The organism is Sabulicella glaciei (assembly GCF_026183895.1).
Taxonomy (GTDB): Bacteria; Pseudomonadota; Alphaproteobacteria; order Acetobacterales; family Acetobacteraceae; genus Roseococcus; species Roseococcus glaciei.
On the sequence record NZ_JAPFQI010000008.1, the window covers coordinates 129,086 to 144,354 of the forward strand.

Consider the following 15,269-nt stretch of genomic DNA (forward strand, 5'->3'; position numbering starts at 1 on the left):
GATCATGGCATTCGCGACAAATCGCCTGCTGGAACGCGGCGATGCCCTGGCAGAGGCTTCCGCGCACGCGCTGTTGGAACGCACAGGCGAGTTCGCAGCCACCACGGTGGCGCGAGAGCTGGCCGCAGCGCAGAGCCGGGTCGATGCGGTGGCCTCGCTGATCGCAGAAGGCATCGTCGCGCCGTCCGAGAAGCTTCGCATGGTCCACCTCCTCCGGGCGGAGACGCTGGGCTACGCCTTCTCCATCCACCAGGATGGGGTGCCCCTCGACGGCTCGACACCGCTGCCCGCGGACGCACTGGTCCACGTGCATCACGACACCCCCGGCATGTCCCTGGTCGGCCCCACCCGGCGAGCCGATGGCGGCTGGAGCCTATTCCTGATCCGCGAATTTCCGATGCGCGGGGAAGCTCCGCTGCTTTTGGTGGCGGAAATCCCCAATCTCCGCCTCGCCGCGGCGCTGCGGCCGATCCAGCAGACCGAGGCGCTGCGCTTCCACGTGGAGGACGCATCCGGCGTCGTGCTCGCCGCCGCGGCAGGACAGGAGCACCTGATCGGAACGGCCCTGCCGCACCGCCCCTCCTCGCTGGACCGCGGCGAGGTGGTGCGCCGGACGGGCGCCGGTGGCGTCAGCGAGTTCCACCACTCCACCCAGCGGGCGCTGCCCTTCGGCGCGATTGCCTTGACGGCTGTTCTGCCGGAGGAGGTGGCGCTGGGAGAATGGCACCAGCTGCGCACCCGCATCATGGCCCGGGTCTTCGCCTTCGGCATGATGACCGCGGCGCTGGGCCTGCTCGTCGCCTCCGTCTTCGCCCTGCGCCTGCGCGCGCAGGAGGCGGAGGTCGAGGCACGCCAGAAGATGCAGGGTGCCATCGCGGCCATGCAGGACGGCTTCGCGCTCTGGGATTCGGAAGACCGGCTGGTGCTCTGGAACCCGCGCCTGGAGGAACTCTACGCGGAGATCGAGCCTGGATTCCGGGTCGGCGCCAACTACACGGAACTGGTGCGCGACCTGGCCCGCCGCCATCCGGCCTACGGCACGGCCCCCGACCTCGAGGCCCGGATGCTGGAGCATCGCCGCACGGGCGAGCCCTTCGACCGCCGGATGCCCTCCGGCCGTTGCCTGCGCGTGGCGCAGAGCCGGCTGCCCGATGGCAGCCTCGTCGGCATCCACACGGACATCACCGCGCAGAAGCGCATCATGCACGAGCTGGCCGAGGCGCGGGACGACGCGTCCCGTGCCATGCAGGCCAAGTCCCGCATCCTGACGCATGTGAGCCACGAGCTGCGGACGCCTCTCAGCAGCCTCCTTCGCCTCACCGCGCATCTGCGGCGCGGCGCGGCGTTGCCCGGCGAGGCGCGGCGGCAGGTGGAGATGGTGGACGCCGCCGGCCGCCACCTCCTGTCGCTGGCGAACGAGGTGCTGGACCTCGCGGCGATGGAGGCGGGCCGCCTTTCCTTGAACGAGGAGGCGGTGCCCGCCGCCGAGCCCTTCGAGGCCGCCGCGAGCATCATCCGCCCGGTCGCCGCGGCGCGGCGCGTCGAGGTCCGGACGCGCCTCGCGGGCCTGCCGGGCGGCATGCGCGCCGATGCGACGCGGGTGCGCCAGATCCTGCTGAACCTGCTCGGCAACGCGGTGAAGTTCACGCCCGAGGGCAGCGAGGTGCTGCTGGAGGTGTGGCGCGAGGGCGACCGCATCATCGCCGACGTGACCGACCAGGGGCCCGGCGTGCCGGAAACGGAGCGCGCGGCGCTCTTCGCGGATTTCGGCAAGCTTTCCTCGGCCGCGGTGGAAGGAACCGGTCTTGGCCTCGCCATCTCCGCCCGCCTCGCCGCGCTGATGGGCGGCAGCATCGCCTGCATGGACGGGCCGGATGGGCGCGGCGCGACCTTCCGGCTGGACCTGCCGCTGGTGGAAGCGGAGCTTCCCGCCCCCGTGGCGGAGCCGCGGCTGCGCAAGCTTCGCATCCTCGCCGTGGATGATTCGCCCGCCAACCTCGCGGTGCTGCGCGCCCTGCTCGCCACCACCGGCTTCGCGCTGACCTGCGTGACGGGCGGCGAGGCGGCGCTGGAGGCGGTGGAGGCCGCTGCGGCGCGCGGCGAAGGCTTCGACGCGGTGCTGATGGACGTGATGATGCCCGGCATGGACGGGCTGGAGGCGACACATCGCCTGCGCGCCCTGCCCGGCCCCGCCGGCATCACCCCCGTCATCGCCGTGACAGCGAGCGCCTTTCCGGAGGACATCGCCGCCGCCCGCGCGGCCGGGATGGAGCACCACATCGCCAAGCCGGTGGAAAGGCAGCGCCTTCTCGCCCTTCTCGGCGAGGTGGCGGGGACGGAGCCGGAGCGGAGCACCAGCCTCGGGCCGCTGCGCCCGGCGCTCGAAGCGGAGCTGCGCAGCCGCGCCGACGCCGTGCTCACCGCACGGCAGGGCGATCCGGGCCTTCCGGCGCAGCTTCATGCCCTGGCCGGCACGGCGGCGTATCTGGAGATGGAGCGCATCGCCGGCCCGGCGCGGCGCACGCGGCGTGCCTTGGTGGATGGCGCGCCAGAGACGGCGGCCGAACTCGCGGCGCTGCACGAGGCGCTCCGCGTCGAGGGGCTGGCCCTTCCCGCCTGAGGCGCCTCAATCGGGGCGGATGTTGTTCTCCCCGATCACCCGCGCCCAGGTCGTGATCTGACGGTCCAGGAAGCGGCCGAACTCGGCGCCGCTCGAATTGCCCATCTCGATGCCCATGATGCCGGTCAGGCGCTCGCGCACCTCGGGCACCTCGGTCGCGCGGCGGCAGGCCTCCTCCATCCGGGCGATGATCGGCGCGGGCGTCCCGGAGGGGGCCAGCATCCCCCAGAAGGCCTCTGCCTCCACGCCGGGCAGGCCTGCCTCCGCCATGGTCGGCACATCGGGCAGGTGGGCGCGGCGGCGCGGCCCCAGCACGGCGAGGGGACGCAGCACGCCCTGGCGCAGATGCTCGACGAAGATGGTGCCGGTGGCGGCGTAGAGGTCGGTCTCGCCCGCCATGGCGGCGGTGGCGAGCGGCCCGCCGCCCCGGTAGGGCACGTGGCTGATGCTGAACCGGCCCGCCCGCTGCGCCAGCACCATGCCGAGATGCGCGAGGGACCCGTTGCCGATCGTCCCGCAAGAGATGCGGTCCGGCTGCGCCCGCGCCGCGTCCAGCACCTGCGCCAGGCTCGTCCAGGGCCGGTTGCGGTGCACCAGCAGCATGTTCGGCGCCGTACCCAGCAGCCAGACGGGCGCGAGGTCGCGCCGCGTGTCGAAGCCGAGATTGGGGATGAGGGACGGGTTGGTGGCGTGGGTGTCGAACACCATCAGGAAGGTCTGGCCGTCCGGCGCGGCGCGCGCCGCCTGCGCCGTCCCCAGCGCGCCCGAGGCGCCGCCCCGGTTCTCCACCAGGATATTCGCGCCCAGCGAAGCCTGGAGATGCGGCTGCATGAGGCGCGACACCGTGTCCACGCTCCCGCCGGGCGGGAACGGCACGATGATGCGGATGGTGCCGGCCGACCCCTGCGCCAGGGCCGGCGCAGCGAGCGCCCCCGTGCCGGCGACCAGCGCCGCGCGTCGCGTGATCATGCGTTTCCTTTCCCGTCGAGGTTCCGGCATCGGGTGCCGCACGGGGAGGATGCGCCAGGCCGGGCGCATCCGCACGAGCAAAGCGTCAGCGCGACCCGGCCGGCCCCTTGGCGGCGGTGAGCGCGCGGCGGATGGCCTGCTCGCAGGCCGCAAGTTCCTTTTCCGCGTTGCGCCGCATCGTGCGCGCCTCGTCCGCGATGCGCAGGCTGTCCTCGATCGTGCCGATCAGCGCGGCATTGGCCTGCTTCACCGCCTCCAGGTCGAAGGTGCCGCGCTCCAGCTCCACCCGCGCCTCGGCATTACCCGTGCGCAGGGTCTCGGCATTCGCGGTCAGCAGCTTGTTGGTGAGGTCGGTCGCCTGCTTCACCGCGCGCCCCGCCTCGCGCATCCGGTGGATGGCCAGGGCCTGCGCCAGCTGCTGGCGCCAGAGCGGCACGGTGTTGGCCAGCACGGACTGGATCTTGGAGGCGAGGGCCTTGTCGTTCTCCTGGATCAGCCGGATGGACGGCAGGGCCTGCATCGCCACCTGCCGCGTCAGCCGCAGGTCGTGGACGCGCCGCTCCAGCTCGTCGCGCGCGGACCGGGCGTCGCGCAGGCGCTGCGGCGCGATGGGGTCGTCCCCCTTCTCCGTCGCGGCGACGAGGCCGGGGATCAGTTCCGCATCCGTGCGGTGCAGCACCTGCTCGCCGGCCGCGATGTGGTCCGCCAGGGCGTGGAACCAGTCGAGCGTCGCGGCATAGAGCCGCTCCAGCCGCTCCACATCCTCCAGCAGCCGGGTGCGGTGGTCGTCCAGCCGGTCGCCGATTGCCTCCACCTGGCCGCGCACACCTTCGTATCGCTGGAGGATCGCCGTGGCCTCGGCGCCGGCCTTGGTGAAGACGCGCTGGAGAAAGGACGGCTTCTTGCCCACCAGTGTGGTGACGTCGAAGCCGCGCAGCGCCGAAAGCATGTCGGACAAGGACTCGCCCGCCGGACCGGTATCCTGGTTCTTGGCGCCTTCAAGCATGGCGTCGGCCGCCGCCTGGGCGCGCGACTGCGCCGCCGCGCCGAATCGCAGGATGGAGCCGCTGTCGTTGATGTCGATCGCGGCGGCCAGCTTCGCCACCTCCGCCTCGCGCGCGGGGGTGGGCGGGATGGGCGGGGGCATGGGGGTGGTTTCGCTCATGGTCCTTCCTGTCGCAGCCTTTCCGCCAGAACCTTCACCTGGATGTCCAGCGCCTCGCTCTCGGCGCTGTTGAGCTCGGACCGGAGGCGCCGGGCCGAGGCGGCGATCTCGCCCAGCAGGGCTGGCAGCGTTTTGGGCGGGGTCGCGCCCGCTTCCAGGCGGTCCACGATGCGCGACAGCCCGTCCAGCTGCATGTTAAGGTGGCGGCGCGCATCGGGCAGCCGGGCCGGCCGCAGGGCGAGGTCGTCCAGCACGTCGCGCAGGGCGGAAACGGCGCCCCCCATCTCCACCGCATGCGGCAGGGCGGGCGCGGCGTCGGCGACGCGCTGAAGCTGGGCGCGCTGCGGCGCCAGCGGGTCGGTCTCGGGGATGGGGGCGGGTTCGGGCGGGGGCGGTGCCTCCGGCAGGTCCTCGGTAAGGAGGCGCGTGCCCGCCCAGGCGCCGAAGCCGAGCGCAACGGCGATCAGCGGCCCCATGCCGGCGGCCAGGCCGGCGGTAAGGCCCGCCGACACGCCGACCAGCGCCGCGCCGCGCCGGTTGGCGCCCGCGCTTCGCGTCGCCAGCAGCGCCGCCGCCTTCCATGCGAGAAACAGGGCAAGCACTCCGCCGACGAGGCGCACCGGCCGCCCGCGGATGATCTCCGTCACCACGTCGATGGCGAGCGGCCACAGGAACATGGGCAGCAGCCACACGCGCCAGCCGAATCGCGCCGCCGGCCGCCCCGCGGCGTCGGGCCAACGCCCTCGCGACCTCTTCATCAGCGGAAGATGGCCACGAAGGCCGGCAGCCACAGGCACAGGCTGAGCAGCCCGAAGCCGATCGCGATGCGAAGCGGCAGCGGCAGGCCCGGAAGCAGGACGGACGAACGCGGCTGGATCTCCATGCTCGCCAGATTGTCCCGCCGGCCCCCAGGTGCAAGCGGCGCGGTGCCAGCGGGGGCGGCGTCGTGCGCCGGATCGGCATGTGAACGGCGTGAACATCGACGCATGATTGGGCATCGCGCCGCGTCCCGTCAAGGAACTTCGCCGTCAGCGCAGCAGCAGCGCCACCGCCGCCACCGCGAGCGGCCCGAAGGTGAGCGCCATGCCCGCCTGGCGAAAGCGCAGCCGCTCCGGGCTGCGGGAGATGCCGATGCCGTGCAGCACCCGCCCCAGCAGCGTCGCCGCGCCGATGCCATGCAGCAGAGCCGCCGAGGCGCCGCCTGCCTCCAGCAGCAGCAGGAGCACGAGAATCACCGGCACGTACTCGGTGAAGTTGCCCTGGGCGCGGGCGGCGCGTAGCAGCGCCTCGCCGCCCTCCGTGCCGATCGCGACACGGCTGTGCAGGCGCTGGCGGATCACCAGCAGCGACAGGGCAAGCAGCAGCAGGGCAAGCAGTGCCGCGTAGGTGGAGGCGACCGGGAACCCGGTCACAGCCACTCCTCCAGCACCGACAGGAAGCCGCGCGGATTTTCCGAATGGACCCAGTGCCCCGCCTTCTCCACCACGGCGAAGCGCGCCTGCGGGAAGAAGCGCAGGAACAGGGCGCGATCCTCCGGCCGGATGTAGTCCGAGCGTTCGCCGGCAATGACCAGCACCGGGGCCTCGTAGCGGCCGGCGACGGGGAAATCCTCCACCTCGCCCATGCCGGCCGAGATGTGCTCCAGCCCGATGCGCCAGCGCGGCGGATCCGCCTCGAAGTCGAGCGACTGCAGCAGGAAGGCGCGGATGCCGGGATCGGGCACGGATGCGGCGAGGGAAGCGTCGGCATCGCGCCGCGCAAGGCCGGGCGTGAGCGCCATGGCGCGCATTCCCGCGACATAGCCGCGCAGCGAGGGGGCGTAGCGGCGCGGTGCGATGTCCGCCACGACGAGGCGCCCGACCATCTCGGGGTGACGCAGCGCCAGGGCCATCGCCGCCTTGCCGCCCATGGAGTGCCCCAGCACCGTCGCGCCCGCCGCGCCATGCGCGCGCAGCGTTTCCGCAAGGTCCTCGGCCATCGCCGCGTAGGACATTCCGGCGACGTGCGGGCTTTCGCCATGGTTGCGCAGGTCGGGCGTGAGGACGCGGAAGCGCCGCGCCACATGTTTCCCGATGCCACCCCAGTTGCGCGCCGCGCCGAAAAGCCCGTGCACCAGCACGAGGGGCGGCCCCTCCCCCATTTCCACCAGCTTCAGCCGCATGCCCACCCTATCCTTTCGCCGCCAGCACCACGGACAGCACCACGAGCGTGCCGCCCAGCAGGAGGTCCCATCCCAGGGGCTCGCCCAGCCACAGCGTCGCCAGCGCGACCCCCACCACGGGGACGAGCAGGAAGCCGAGCGAGGCCACGACCGCGTTCAGATGTCGCCCCGCCTCGATCAACGCCCAGGTGCCCACCGGCGCCGCCACCAGCCCGATGAATCCGGCCTGGAACGCGGCACCCCAGCCCAGGCCGCCATCCGATTCCCGCCACAGCGCCACGGGCAGTTGCACCAGCGCGCCCACCGTGAAGATCGTCGGCAGGAGGGCGATCATCGGCGTCATGGGCGGGCGCAGCCGCGTGGCGACGATGGCGACGCTCCAGCACAAGGAGGCACCGAGCAGCAGCGCATGGCCGGACAGCATGCCCGGCGCGGACCAGTCGAAGGCCCAGGGCCCCGTCATCACCGCCACCCCGGCCAGGCCGACCGCCGCCGCCCCCCAGCGCCGCGCCGATACCACCTCCCCCAGCATCCAGACGGAAAGCGGCACCAGCCAGAAGATGGTGACATTGGCCAGCACCGCCGTCCGTCCCGCCGGGACGTGGAAAAGCGCCGCATGCGCGAAGGCGAAGAAGGCGCCGATCTGCAAGGTGCCGACCGCCAGCACCGCCGGCCAGTCCGCGCGCCCGGGCAGGCGCAGCCGGCCCATCGCCGCCATCAGCAGCGTCGTCGCGACGGCCGCGAGCGCGGCACGCGAGAAGCCAAACCACAGCGGCGTCGCGTCGCGCAGCGCGTCCTTGGTCACCGGCCAGACCCCGCCGAACAGCACCACCGCCATCAGCAGCAGGCGGAGCGCCCGGGCCTGCGACACGAGGCGTCAGACCGTAAGCATGATCTTGCCGATGTGCTGGCTGCTTTCCATCAGCGCATGCGCCTTGGCCGCTTCGGCGAGCGGAAAGGTGGCGTGGATACGCGGGCAGGCGACGCCCTTCTCCAGCAGCGGCCACACCTTCTCGCGCAGCGCATCGGCGATCTCGGTCTTCTGCGCCGTGGTGCGCGGCCGCATGGTGGAGCCGGTGACCGAAAGGCGGCGCACCATGATGGGACGCAGATCCACCTTCTCCGCCGTTTCGCCGCCCAGGAAGGCGATCAGCACGAGCCGCCCGTCCATGCGCAGGCAGCGCAGGTTCTTCGCGAAATAGGGCGCGCCCACCATGTCCAGCACCACGTCGGCGAGCCGCCCGTCGGTGATGCGCTTCACCTCCTCGGCGAAGTCCTGCGTGCGGTAGTTGATGGCGTGGTCGGCACCCAGCTTCACCGCCTCGGCGCATTTCTCGTCGCTGCCGGCGGTGGTGATGACGTGGCTGCCGAAGGCCTTGGCGAGCTGGATGGCGGTGACGCCGATTCCCGAGGTGCCGCCATGCACCAGCACCGTCTCACCGGGGGCGAGGTGGCCGCCCAGGCTGTGTGCCGTGCCGAACAGATTGGCCCAGACGGTGAAGTAGGTCTCCGGGACGGCGGCGGCGCGCAGCGCGTCGAAACCCTTGGGCCAGGGCAGGGTCTGCGCCTCGGGCGCCGTGCAGAACTCGGCATAGGCGCCGCCATTGGTCAGCGCGCAGACCTTGTCGCCAACGCGGAACTTCCTCGCCGCCTCGCCCACCGCCACCACCTCGCCCGCGCATTCCAGGCCAATGATCGGGGAGGCGCCGGGCGGCGGCGGATAGCGCCCCTCGCGCTGCGCCACGTCGGGCCGGTTCACCCCCACCGCCTCGACGCGGATCAGCACCTCGTCGGAAGCGGGCTTCGGGACGGGTCCGGTCGAGGGCACCAGCACCTCGGGGCCGCCGCCGCTGCCATGGGCGATAAAGGTCATGGTGTCGGGCATGCGTGGGCTCCTCCTCGGTTGGCGCCAAGGAACGCCGCGCGACAAGCAGCGTCAAGTTGCGCGGCGGGCGGCGCGGCGCGACAATCGGCGCGTGATCCGCCGCCGTGCCCTGCCCATGCTCGCCCTCGCCGCGCCCGCCTTCGCGCAGGCGCCGGCCGAGTCGCGGATCGGCGCGATCTTCCCGGCCTCGTCCCTGCTGAGCGACGAGGCGCTGCGCGGGCTGGAACTTGCCGTGGAGGAACGCGGCCGCCCGACGCGGCTGGTCCGGGGCGAGGCCGGCGAGGCGGCGCAGGTGCTGGCCGAGGCCCGGCGCCTCGTCCAGGCGGAGCGCTGCACGCTGCTCTTCGGCAGCGGCAACGTCACCTCTGCCCTTGCCGCGCTGCAGGCGGTGGACTCGCTGGAAGTGCCTTTTGTCGAACTTGTCGCGACGGCCGAGGCGCTGCTGGAGCGCCCGTCGCGCTGGCTCATCCGCCCCGGGCCGCGCGCCGCGGATTTCGGCGCGGTGGCGGCGGGGGCGCTGATGCGCGTCCTGCCCGGCTGGCTGGGCCAGCCCACCGAGGCGCTGCGCATCGCGCTGCTGCACGAGGCCTCGCCCTCCCCCACCAGCCTCGCCGAATCCTGCGAGGCGCGGCTGCGCGAGGCGGGACTGACCGTGCTGGAGCGGCTGACCCACGCGCCGCGCACGGCGGAGATGCCGGCGCTGGTGCAGCGCCTTCGCACCGCCGGGGCCAGCGCCCTGCTGCATGCGGGCAGCGAGGCCGATGCTGCCGCGCTGCTGCGCGCCCTGGCTGAGGCGCCGTGGCGGCCGCCCGTCATCATGGGGCTGGGCAGCGCCTGGGGCCTCGCGGAACTGGCACGCACGGCGGGGATCGAGGGGTGCTTCGTGCTGGACGTGCCGCCCGTGGCGACGGCCGAGGCATTGGCTCCCGGCGCGCGGCCCTTCGCCGAACTTTACCAGCGCCGCTGGGGCGCCGCGCCACGTGGCGGGCTTTCGCTGGCGGCCTATAGCGGCGCCCGCACCGTGCTGGCGGCGCCGGGCGAGAGGCTGGCGCTGCGCCAGGCGCTGGGCGCGGTGGACCAGCCGGAGGGAACGCTGCCCAATGGCTGGGGCTGGCGACTCGACGAGCGGGGGCAGAATCTCCGCGCCGCGCCCGTGCTGTCGCAATGGCAGGCCGGCCGCCCCGTGGCCGTGTGGCCGGAGGCGGCCGCCTTCGGGCCGATCAGCCCACCTTGATGCCGCGGGAGCGGATGATCGGCTCCCATTTCTCCATTTCGGAACGGAGAAAAGCGGCGGCGCTGTCCGGCGTGGAGTCCGGCACGATCTGCACCGCAAGCTCCGTCAGCCGGTCCCGCACCGCATCCACCGCGAGCGCCCGGTTCACCGCGGCATTGGCGGCGCGGATCGCAGCCTCCGGCGTGCCGGACGGCGCCAGCATCATGTGCCAGGTATAGGCCTCGTAATCCGCGACGCCGCCTTCGATGAAGGTCGGGATGTTCGGCGCCAGCGGCGAGCGCGCGCGGGTGGAAATGGCCAGGGCCCGCATCTCGCCGCGCTGGAGATAGGGCAGCGCGCTGGCCGCCACGTCCACGATCATCGGAACGCGCCCCGCCAGCACGTCCGGCATGGCCGCCGCCGAGCCACGGAAGGCGATGTGGTTCATCCGCAGCCCGCCCGCCATGGCGAGGAACAGTTCGGAAGCGAGATGGACGGCGCCGCCATTGCCGGAGGAGGCGTAGTCGTAGCGCCCCGGATTGGCGCGGATCAGCTCGATCAGTTCAGGCAGCGTGCGGGCGGGGAAGTTGCTGTTCACCATCAGGATCATCGGCACCTGGCCGATGAGGGCGACGGGCGTGAAATCCGCGACCGGGTCGAAGGGCACGCGCTCGAACAGGGCGCGCACCACGGCATGGCCAATGGTGCTGTAGAGCAGGGTGTGACCGTCCTTCGGCGCCTTCGCGACGATGTCCGTGCCGATGATGATGCCGGAGCCCGTGCGATTCTCCACCACGAAGCGCTGCGGCAACGTCTTCGACATTTCCTCGGCGATGACGCGCGCGGGGATGTCGGTCGGCCCGCCGGCGGCAAAGGGCACGACGAGGCGGACGGGCTGGTTGGGCCAGTCGGAGCCCTGGGCGAAGGCGGTGCGCGCGGCGAAGGGCGCGGTAGCAGCAAGGCCAAGGGCCTGGCGACGAAGCATGGACGAACCTCCCTAACTTTCCAGTCAGGTGGCGGCGTCAGGCGACCGCTTCAATCCTCTTTCCGGATCCGGCATCGAAAACATGCAGCGACTCCGGCGGTAGGGTGAGCGCCAGCGCGCCCTCGGGATGCACAGCGCCCGGCAGGCGCGCGGTGAGCGGGCTGCCATCGGGCAGGCGGCCATGCAGCACGCTCTCACTGCCCAGCGGCTCCACCAGTTCGATGACAGGGGAAAGCCCGCCCACGCCGGGGCGCAGGTGCTCGGGCCGGATGCCGATCAGCACCTCGTTTCCATCCGCGCCGGCACGGCCGGGAAGCGGAACGGAAACGCCGCCCGGAAGCGTCGCCACCACGCCGCCGTGGCTCAGCGTCCCGCGCAGGAAGTTCATGGCCGGACTGCCGATGAAGCCTGCGACATAGGTGTCGGCCGGCTTGGCCCAGATCTCCATGGGCGTCGCGATCTGCGCGGCGTGGCCGCCATGCATGACGACGAGGCGGTCGCCCAGGGTCATCGCCTCCACCTGGTCATGCGTCACGAAGAGGCTGGTGACGCCGAGGCGCCGCTGCAGCCGCCGGATCTCGGCGCGCATCTGCACGCGCAGCTTGGCGTCGAGGTTGGAGAGCGGCTCGTCAAACAGGAACAGCTTCGGTTCGCGCACGATGGCGCGGCCCATGGCGACGCGCTGGCGCTGCCCGCCGGAGAGCTGGCGCGGCCGCCGCTCCAGCAGCGCGCCGATGCCGAGGAGTTCCGCGGCCTCCTTCACGCGCCGCTCGATCTCCGCCTTCGGGACGCCGCGGATCTTCAGCCCGTAGGCCATGTTCCCGAAGACCGACATGTGCGGGTAGAGCGCGTAGTTCTGGAACACCATCGCCACGTCGCGGTCGGCGGGCTCCAGCCCCGACACGTCCTGCCCGCCGATGACGACCTGTCCGGAGGTCTGCGTTTCCAGCCCGGCCACGATGCGCAGCAGGGTGGACTTGCCGCAGCCCGAGGCGCCGACGATGACGATCATCTCGCCATCCGCCACGTCCAGGCTGACCCCGTGCAGGACCTGGGTGGGGCCGAAGGACTTGCGGATATCCTGCAAATACAGCGTGGCCATTACTTCTCGGTCTCCGTCAGGCCCTTCACGAACCATCGCTGCATCAAGAGGACCACCGCCACGGGCGGCAGCAACGCGTAGACCGCCGTCGCCATGATCACGTTCCATTCGTTCTGCGAGTCGCCGCCGCCGATCATCTTCGTGAGGCCCACGACGATCGTTTCCAGCGAACGGTCGTTCACGATCAGGAGCGGCCAGAGATACTGGTTCCAGCCGTAGATGAACAAGATGACGAAGAGCGCCGCGACGTTGGTGACGGAGAGCGGCAGCACCACGTCCCGGAAGAAGCGCAGCGGCCCCGCCCCGTCGATCTTCGCCGCCTCGACATATTCGTCCGGGATAGTGAGGAAGAACTGCCGGAATAGCAGCGTCGCCGTCGCCGAGGCGATCAGCGGCACCACGAGGCCGGTCATGGTGTTGATGAGCTGCAGGTCCACCATGACCTGGAAGGTCGGGATGATCCGCACCTCCACCGGCAGCATCAGCGTGATGAAGATCAGCCAGAAGCAGACCATGCGGCCCGGGAAGCGGAAGAACACCACCGCATAGGCGCTGGTCAACGAGATCGCGATCTTCCCGAAGGCGATCAGCAGCGCCATGACGAGGCTGTTGGCGAGCATCCGGCCGGCCGGCGTGCCCATGTAGCGCCCGCCCCCGGCTTCCCAGGCCTGGGTGTAGTTCGCCACCGCCTCGCCGCCCGGCACCATCGGCACGTCGCCGCGGCCGATCGTGTTCACGTCATGGGTTGAGCCGATGATGGTGAGATAGATTGGGAACGCGAAGATCAGCACGCCCAGGATCAGGCAGAGATGGGTGACGACTGCCTCGCGCCGCCGCCGGCGCCGCGTCTTCTCCGCGAGGTCCATCAGTAGTGCACCTTGCGCTCGACGTAGCGGAACTGCACCGCGGTGAGGACCACGACGATGATCATCAGGATCACGCTCTGCGCCGCGCTGCTGCCCAGGTTCAGGTTCATCACCCCGTCCGTGTAGACGCGGTAGATCAGCGTCTCGGTGCTCTTGCCCGGCCCGCCCTGGGTCAGGGAGTGGATGACGCCGAAGGTGTCGAAGAAGGCGTAGACGAGGTTGACTACGAGCAGGAAGAAGGCCGTGGGCGAGAGCAGCGGGAACACCACGGTCCAGAAGCGCCGCATCGGGCTGGCGCCGTCGATCGCCGCCGCCTCCAGCACTGCGCGGGGGATGGATTGCAGCCCGGCCAGGAAGAAGATGAAGTTGTAGGAGACCTGCTTCCAGGCGGAGGCGAGGATCACCAGCGTCAGCGCCTGCCCCCCATTCAGCCGGTAGTCCCAGGGAATGCCGAGCGCGTTCAGCATCCGCCCGAAGATGCCGATATTCGGGTGGAACATGAACAGCCACAGCACAGCGGCCAGCGCCGGTGCCACCGCATAGGGCCAGATCAGCAGCGTCTTGTAGGTGTCGGCGCCGCGGATGTGCTTGTCCGCCTGCACCGCCAGGAACAGCGCCACGCCCAGCGCCAGCACGGCCACGCTCACGGAGAACACCCCCGTCCGCGCCGCCGATTCCAGCCAGGTCGGGTCGGAAAGCACGTCGGCGTAGTTCTCCCAGCCGACGAACTGGCTGGACAGGCCGAATGCGTCCTCCCGCAGGAAGGATTGGTAGACGGCCATGCCCGCCGGCCAGAAGAAGAACAGCCCCGTGATCACCAGCTGCGGCAGCAGCAGCAGGTAGGGGAGCGCGATGCCCTTGAAGTGAACCTTGCGCAACGCGCGCCCCCTTTTCCCGGATCAGCCCCGGTTCGTGCGCTCGAAGTTGCGCAGTACCGCGTTGCCCCGGGTCGTCATGTTCTGCAAGGCCTGCGGCGCCGCCTGCTGGCCCTGCAGCGCGCGCTCCATCTCCTCCTGCATGATGACGCGGATCTCGACGAAGCCACCCAGGCGGATGCCGCGGCTCGCGCCGGTCATGCGGTCGCCGCGCAGCAGCTGTTGGATCGGGATGTCGGCGCCCGGGTTCTGCTCGTAGAAGCCGCTCTGCCGCACGCGCTCATAGGCGGAGCGGGTGACGGGCAGGAAGCCGGTGTCGGTGTGCCACTTCGCCGCGACCTCGGGCCGGGCGAGGAAGGCGAAGAACTCGGCGATGGCGCGGTTCTCGTCGGCGCTGCGCTGCGCGTTCGGGCCGCGGTTCATCGCCCAGAACGAGGCGCCGCCGATGATGGAGTTGATGGGCGCGCCCGGCACGTCCTCGTAATAAGGCAACATCGCCGCGCCGATATTGGCCACGCCGCCCGGCACCTCGCGCACGAAGCGCGCCCGCGCGCCGGAGGAAGCGTGGACGATCGCCGCCTGCCCGGAGGCGAAGAGCGCATCGCCCGCCGAATCGCGCCCGCCCCAGCGGAAGGTGCCCTCGCGGCCCATCTCCAGGAGGTTCGTGAAGTGGCGCTGCATCAGCGGGTTGTTGACGCGCAGCTCGGTGTTCAGCCCGCCGAAGCCGTTCTCCTGGCTGGCGATCTCCTGGTTGTGGATCGCGCTCTGCTGCTCGATCTGCGTCCAGGTCGGCCAGGCGGTGGTGAAGGGCATCTCGTGCCCCGCCGCCTTGATGCGCTGCGCGGCCTGCCGGACCTCGGCCCAGGTCTTCGGTGCCTCGTCCGGGTTCAGCCCGGCGCGGCGGAAGGCGTCCTTGTTGTAGAACATGATCGCCGTCGAGGAATTGAACGGCATGGACATCATGCGCCCGTCGGCGAGGCTGTAATAGCCGCGCACCGCCGGCAGGTAGTCGTCGAAGTTGATGTTGACGTTCGTTTCGCGCAGCAGCTCGTGCAGCGGCTTGATGGCGCGGCCGGCCGCCATCATCGTGCCCGTACCCACCTCGAACATCTGTACGATGTGCGGCGCGGTGCCGGCGCGGAAGGCGGCGATCGCTGCCACCATCGTCTCCGGATAGCCGCCACGGAAGGTGGAGACCACGCGGGCGCGGTTCTGGGAGTTGTTGAAGTCGTTGGCGATGGCTTCGAGCAGCCCGCCCAGGGGCTGGGCGAGGCCGTGCCAGAACTGGATCTCGGTGGGGCCGCCCTGGGCCAGCGCGGGCGCCGCAAGCGCGACGGGGGCGAGGGTCCCGGCGGCGGCCAGGCCCAGTTGACGACGACGCAGCATGCAGGCGACTCCCAATATGTTCGGTCCGCGGGCGTTAGACCC

Annotated in this window: 15 protein-coding genes; 2 read left to right on the plus strand and 13 right to left on the minus strand. The window is 71.4% G+C overall.

Annotated elements, in window-relative coordinates; translation table 11 throughout:
* Nucleotides 1-4: 4 nt before the first annotated feature.
* Nucleotides 5-2,620 (plus strand): ATP-binding protein, encoded by a 2,616-nt coding sequence (locus OF850_RS12200; protein ID WP_301590416.1) that lies wholly within the window; start codon nucleotides 5-7, stop codon nucleotides 2,618-2,620.
* 6 nt (nucleotides 2,621-2,626) lie between these two features.
* Here the strand turns inward: OF850_RS12200 and OF850_RS12205 are convergent, their stop codons facing one another.
* From OF850_RS12205 to OF850_RS12240, 8 genes are all read right to left on the minus strand, one after another.
* Nucleotides 2,627-3,589, minus strand: a complete 963-nt coding sequence (locus OF850_RS12205) for a Bug family tripartite tricarboxylate transporter substrate binding protein (RefSeq protein WP_301590417.1) — start codon at nucleotides 3,587-3,589, stop codon at nucleotides 2,627-2,629.
* 85 nt (nucleotides 3,590-3,674) lie between these two features.
* Nucleotides 3,675-4,754: a toxic anion resistance protein gene (locus OF850_RS12210; RefSeq protein WP_301590419.1), complete on the minus strand. Its 1,080-nt coding sequence runs from the start codon at nucleotides 4,752-4,754 to the stop codon at nucleotides 3,675-3,677.
* Nucleotides 4,751-5,431, minus strand: a complete 681-nt coding sequence (locus OF850_RS12215; protein ID WP_301590420.1) for a hypothetical protein — start codon at nucleotides 5,429-5,431, stop codon at nucleotides 4,751-4,753. The genes OF850_RS12210 and OF850_RS12215 overlap by 4 nt, the downstream gene beginning before the upstream one ends.
* An 80-nt stretch (nucleotides 5,432-5,511) precedes the next feature.
* Nucleotides 5,512-5,637 (minus strand): hypothetical protein, encoded by a 126-nt coding sequence (locus tag OF850_RS12220; protein ID WP_301590422.1) that lies wholly within the window; start codon nucleotides 5,635-5,637, stop codon nucleotides 5,512-5,514.
* A gap of 145 nt (nucleotides 5,638-5,782) precedes the next feature.
* The gene (locus tag OF850_RS12225) at nucleotides 5,783-6,166 is read right to left on the minus strand and encodes an MAPEG family protein (protein ID WP_301590424.1); all 384 of its coding nucleotides are present in this window, start codon (nucleotides 6,164-6,166) and stop codon (nucleotides 5,783-5,785) included.
* Complete coding sequence (locus tag OF850_RS12230; protein WP_301590425.1) at nucleotides 6,163-6,915, minus strand: alpha/beta fold hydrolase; 753 nt, start codon at nucleotides 6,913-6,915, stop codon at nucleotides 6,163-6,165. The genes OF850_RS12225 and OF850_RS12230 overlap by 4 nt, the downstream gene beginning before the upstream one ends.
* A 7-nt stretch (nucleotides 6,916-6,922) precedes the next feature.
* Nucleotides 6,923-7,786: a DMT family transporter gene (locus OF850_RS12235; RefSeq protein WP_301590427.1), complete on the minus strand. Its 864-nt coding sequence runs from the start codon at nucleotides 7,784-7,786 to the stop codon at nucleotides 6,923-6,925.
* Between the two features lie 6 nt (nucleotides 7,787-7,792).
* Nucleotides 7,793-8,800 carry an NAD(P)H-quinone oxidoreductase gene (locus tag OF850_RS12240; RefSeq protein WP_301590429.1) on the minus strand — a complete coding sequence of 336 codons (1,008 nt, stop codon included), beginning with the start codon at nucleotides 8,798-8,800 and terminating at the stop codon, nucleotides 7,793-7,795.
* On the opposite strand from OF850_RS12240, the gene OF850_RS12245 reads away from it, so the two are divergent.
* The gene (locus OF850_RS12245; RefSeq protein ID WP_301590430.1) at nucleotides 8,799-10,034 is read left to right on the plus strand and encodes an ABC transporter substrate-binding protein; all 1,236 of its coding nucleotides are present in this window, start codon (nucleotides 8,799-8,801) and stop codon (nucleotides 10,032-10,034) included. The genes OF850_RS12240 and OF850_RS12245 overlap by 2 nt on opposite strands.
* Here OF850_RS12245 and OF850_RS12250 read toward each other — a convergent pair.
* The 5 genes from OF850_RS12250 to ugpB are packed head-to-tail and all read right to left on the minus strand — an operon-like array spanning nucleotide 10,021 to nucleotide 15,227.
* Entirely contained in the window at nucleotides 10,021-10,998 is a 978-nt protein-coding gene (locus tag OF850_RS12250; protein WP_301590431.1) for a Bug family tripartite tricarboxylate transporter substrate binding protein, read from the minus strand. The two genes, OF850_RS12245 and OF850_RS12250, sit on opposite strands and share 14 nt — an antisense overlap.
* A gap of 37 nt (nucleotides 10,999-11,035) precedes the next feature.
* A complete protein-coding gene (gene ugpC, locus OF850_RS12255) occupies nucleotides 11,036-12,100 on the minus strand; it encodes a sn-glycerol-3-phosphate ABC transporter ATP-binding protein UgpC (RefSeq protein WP_301590433.1) in 1,065 nt (354 codons plus the stop codon).
* Nucleotides 12,100-12,966 carry a sn-glycerol-3-phosphate ABC transporter permease UgpE gene (gene ugpE, locus OF850_RS12260; RefSeq protein ID WP_301590434.1) on the minus strand — a complete coding sequence of 289 codons (867 nt, stop codon included), beginning with the start codon at nucleotides 12,964-12,966 and terminating at the stop codon, nucleotides 12,100-12,102. The genes ugpC and ugpE overlap by 1 nt, the downstream gene beginning before the upstream one ends.
* Nucleotides 12,966-13,844, minus strand: coding sequence for a sn-glycerol-3-phosphate ABC transporter permease UgpA (gene ugpA / locus OF850_RS12265; RefSeq protein ID WP_301590435.1), 879 nt, complete (start codon nucleotides 13,842-13,844; stop codon nucleotides 12,966-12,968). The genes ugpE and ugpA overlap by 1 nt, the downstream gene beginning before the upstream one ends.
* 21 nt (nucleotides 13,845-13,865) lie before the next feature.
* Complete coding sequence (gene ugpB, locus OF850_RS12270; RefSeq protein ID WP_301590437.1) at nucleotides 13,866-15,227, minus strand: sn-glycerol-3-phosphate ABC transporter substrate-binding protein UgpB; 1,362 nt, start codon at nucleotides 15,225-15,227, stop codon at nucleotides 13,866-13,868.
* Between the last annotated feature and the right edge of the window lie 42 nt (nucleotides 15,228-15,269).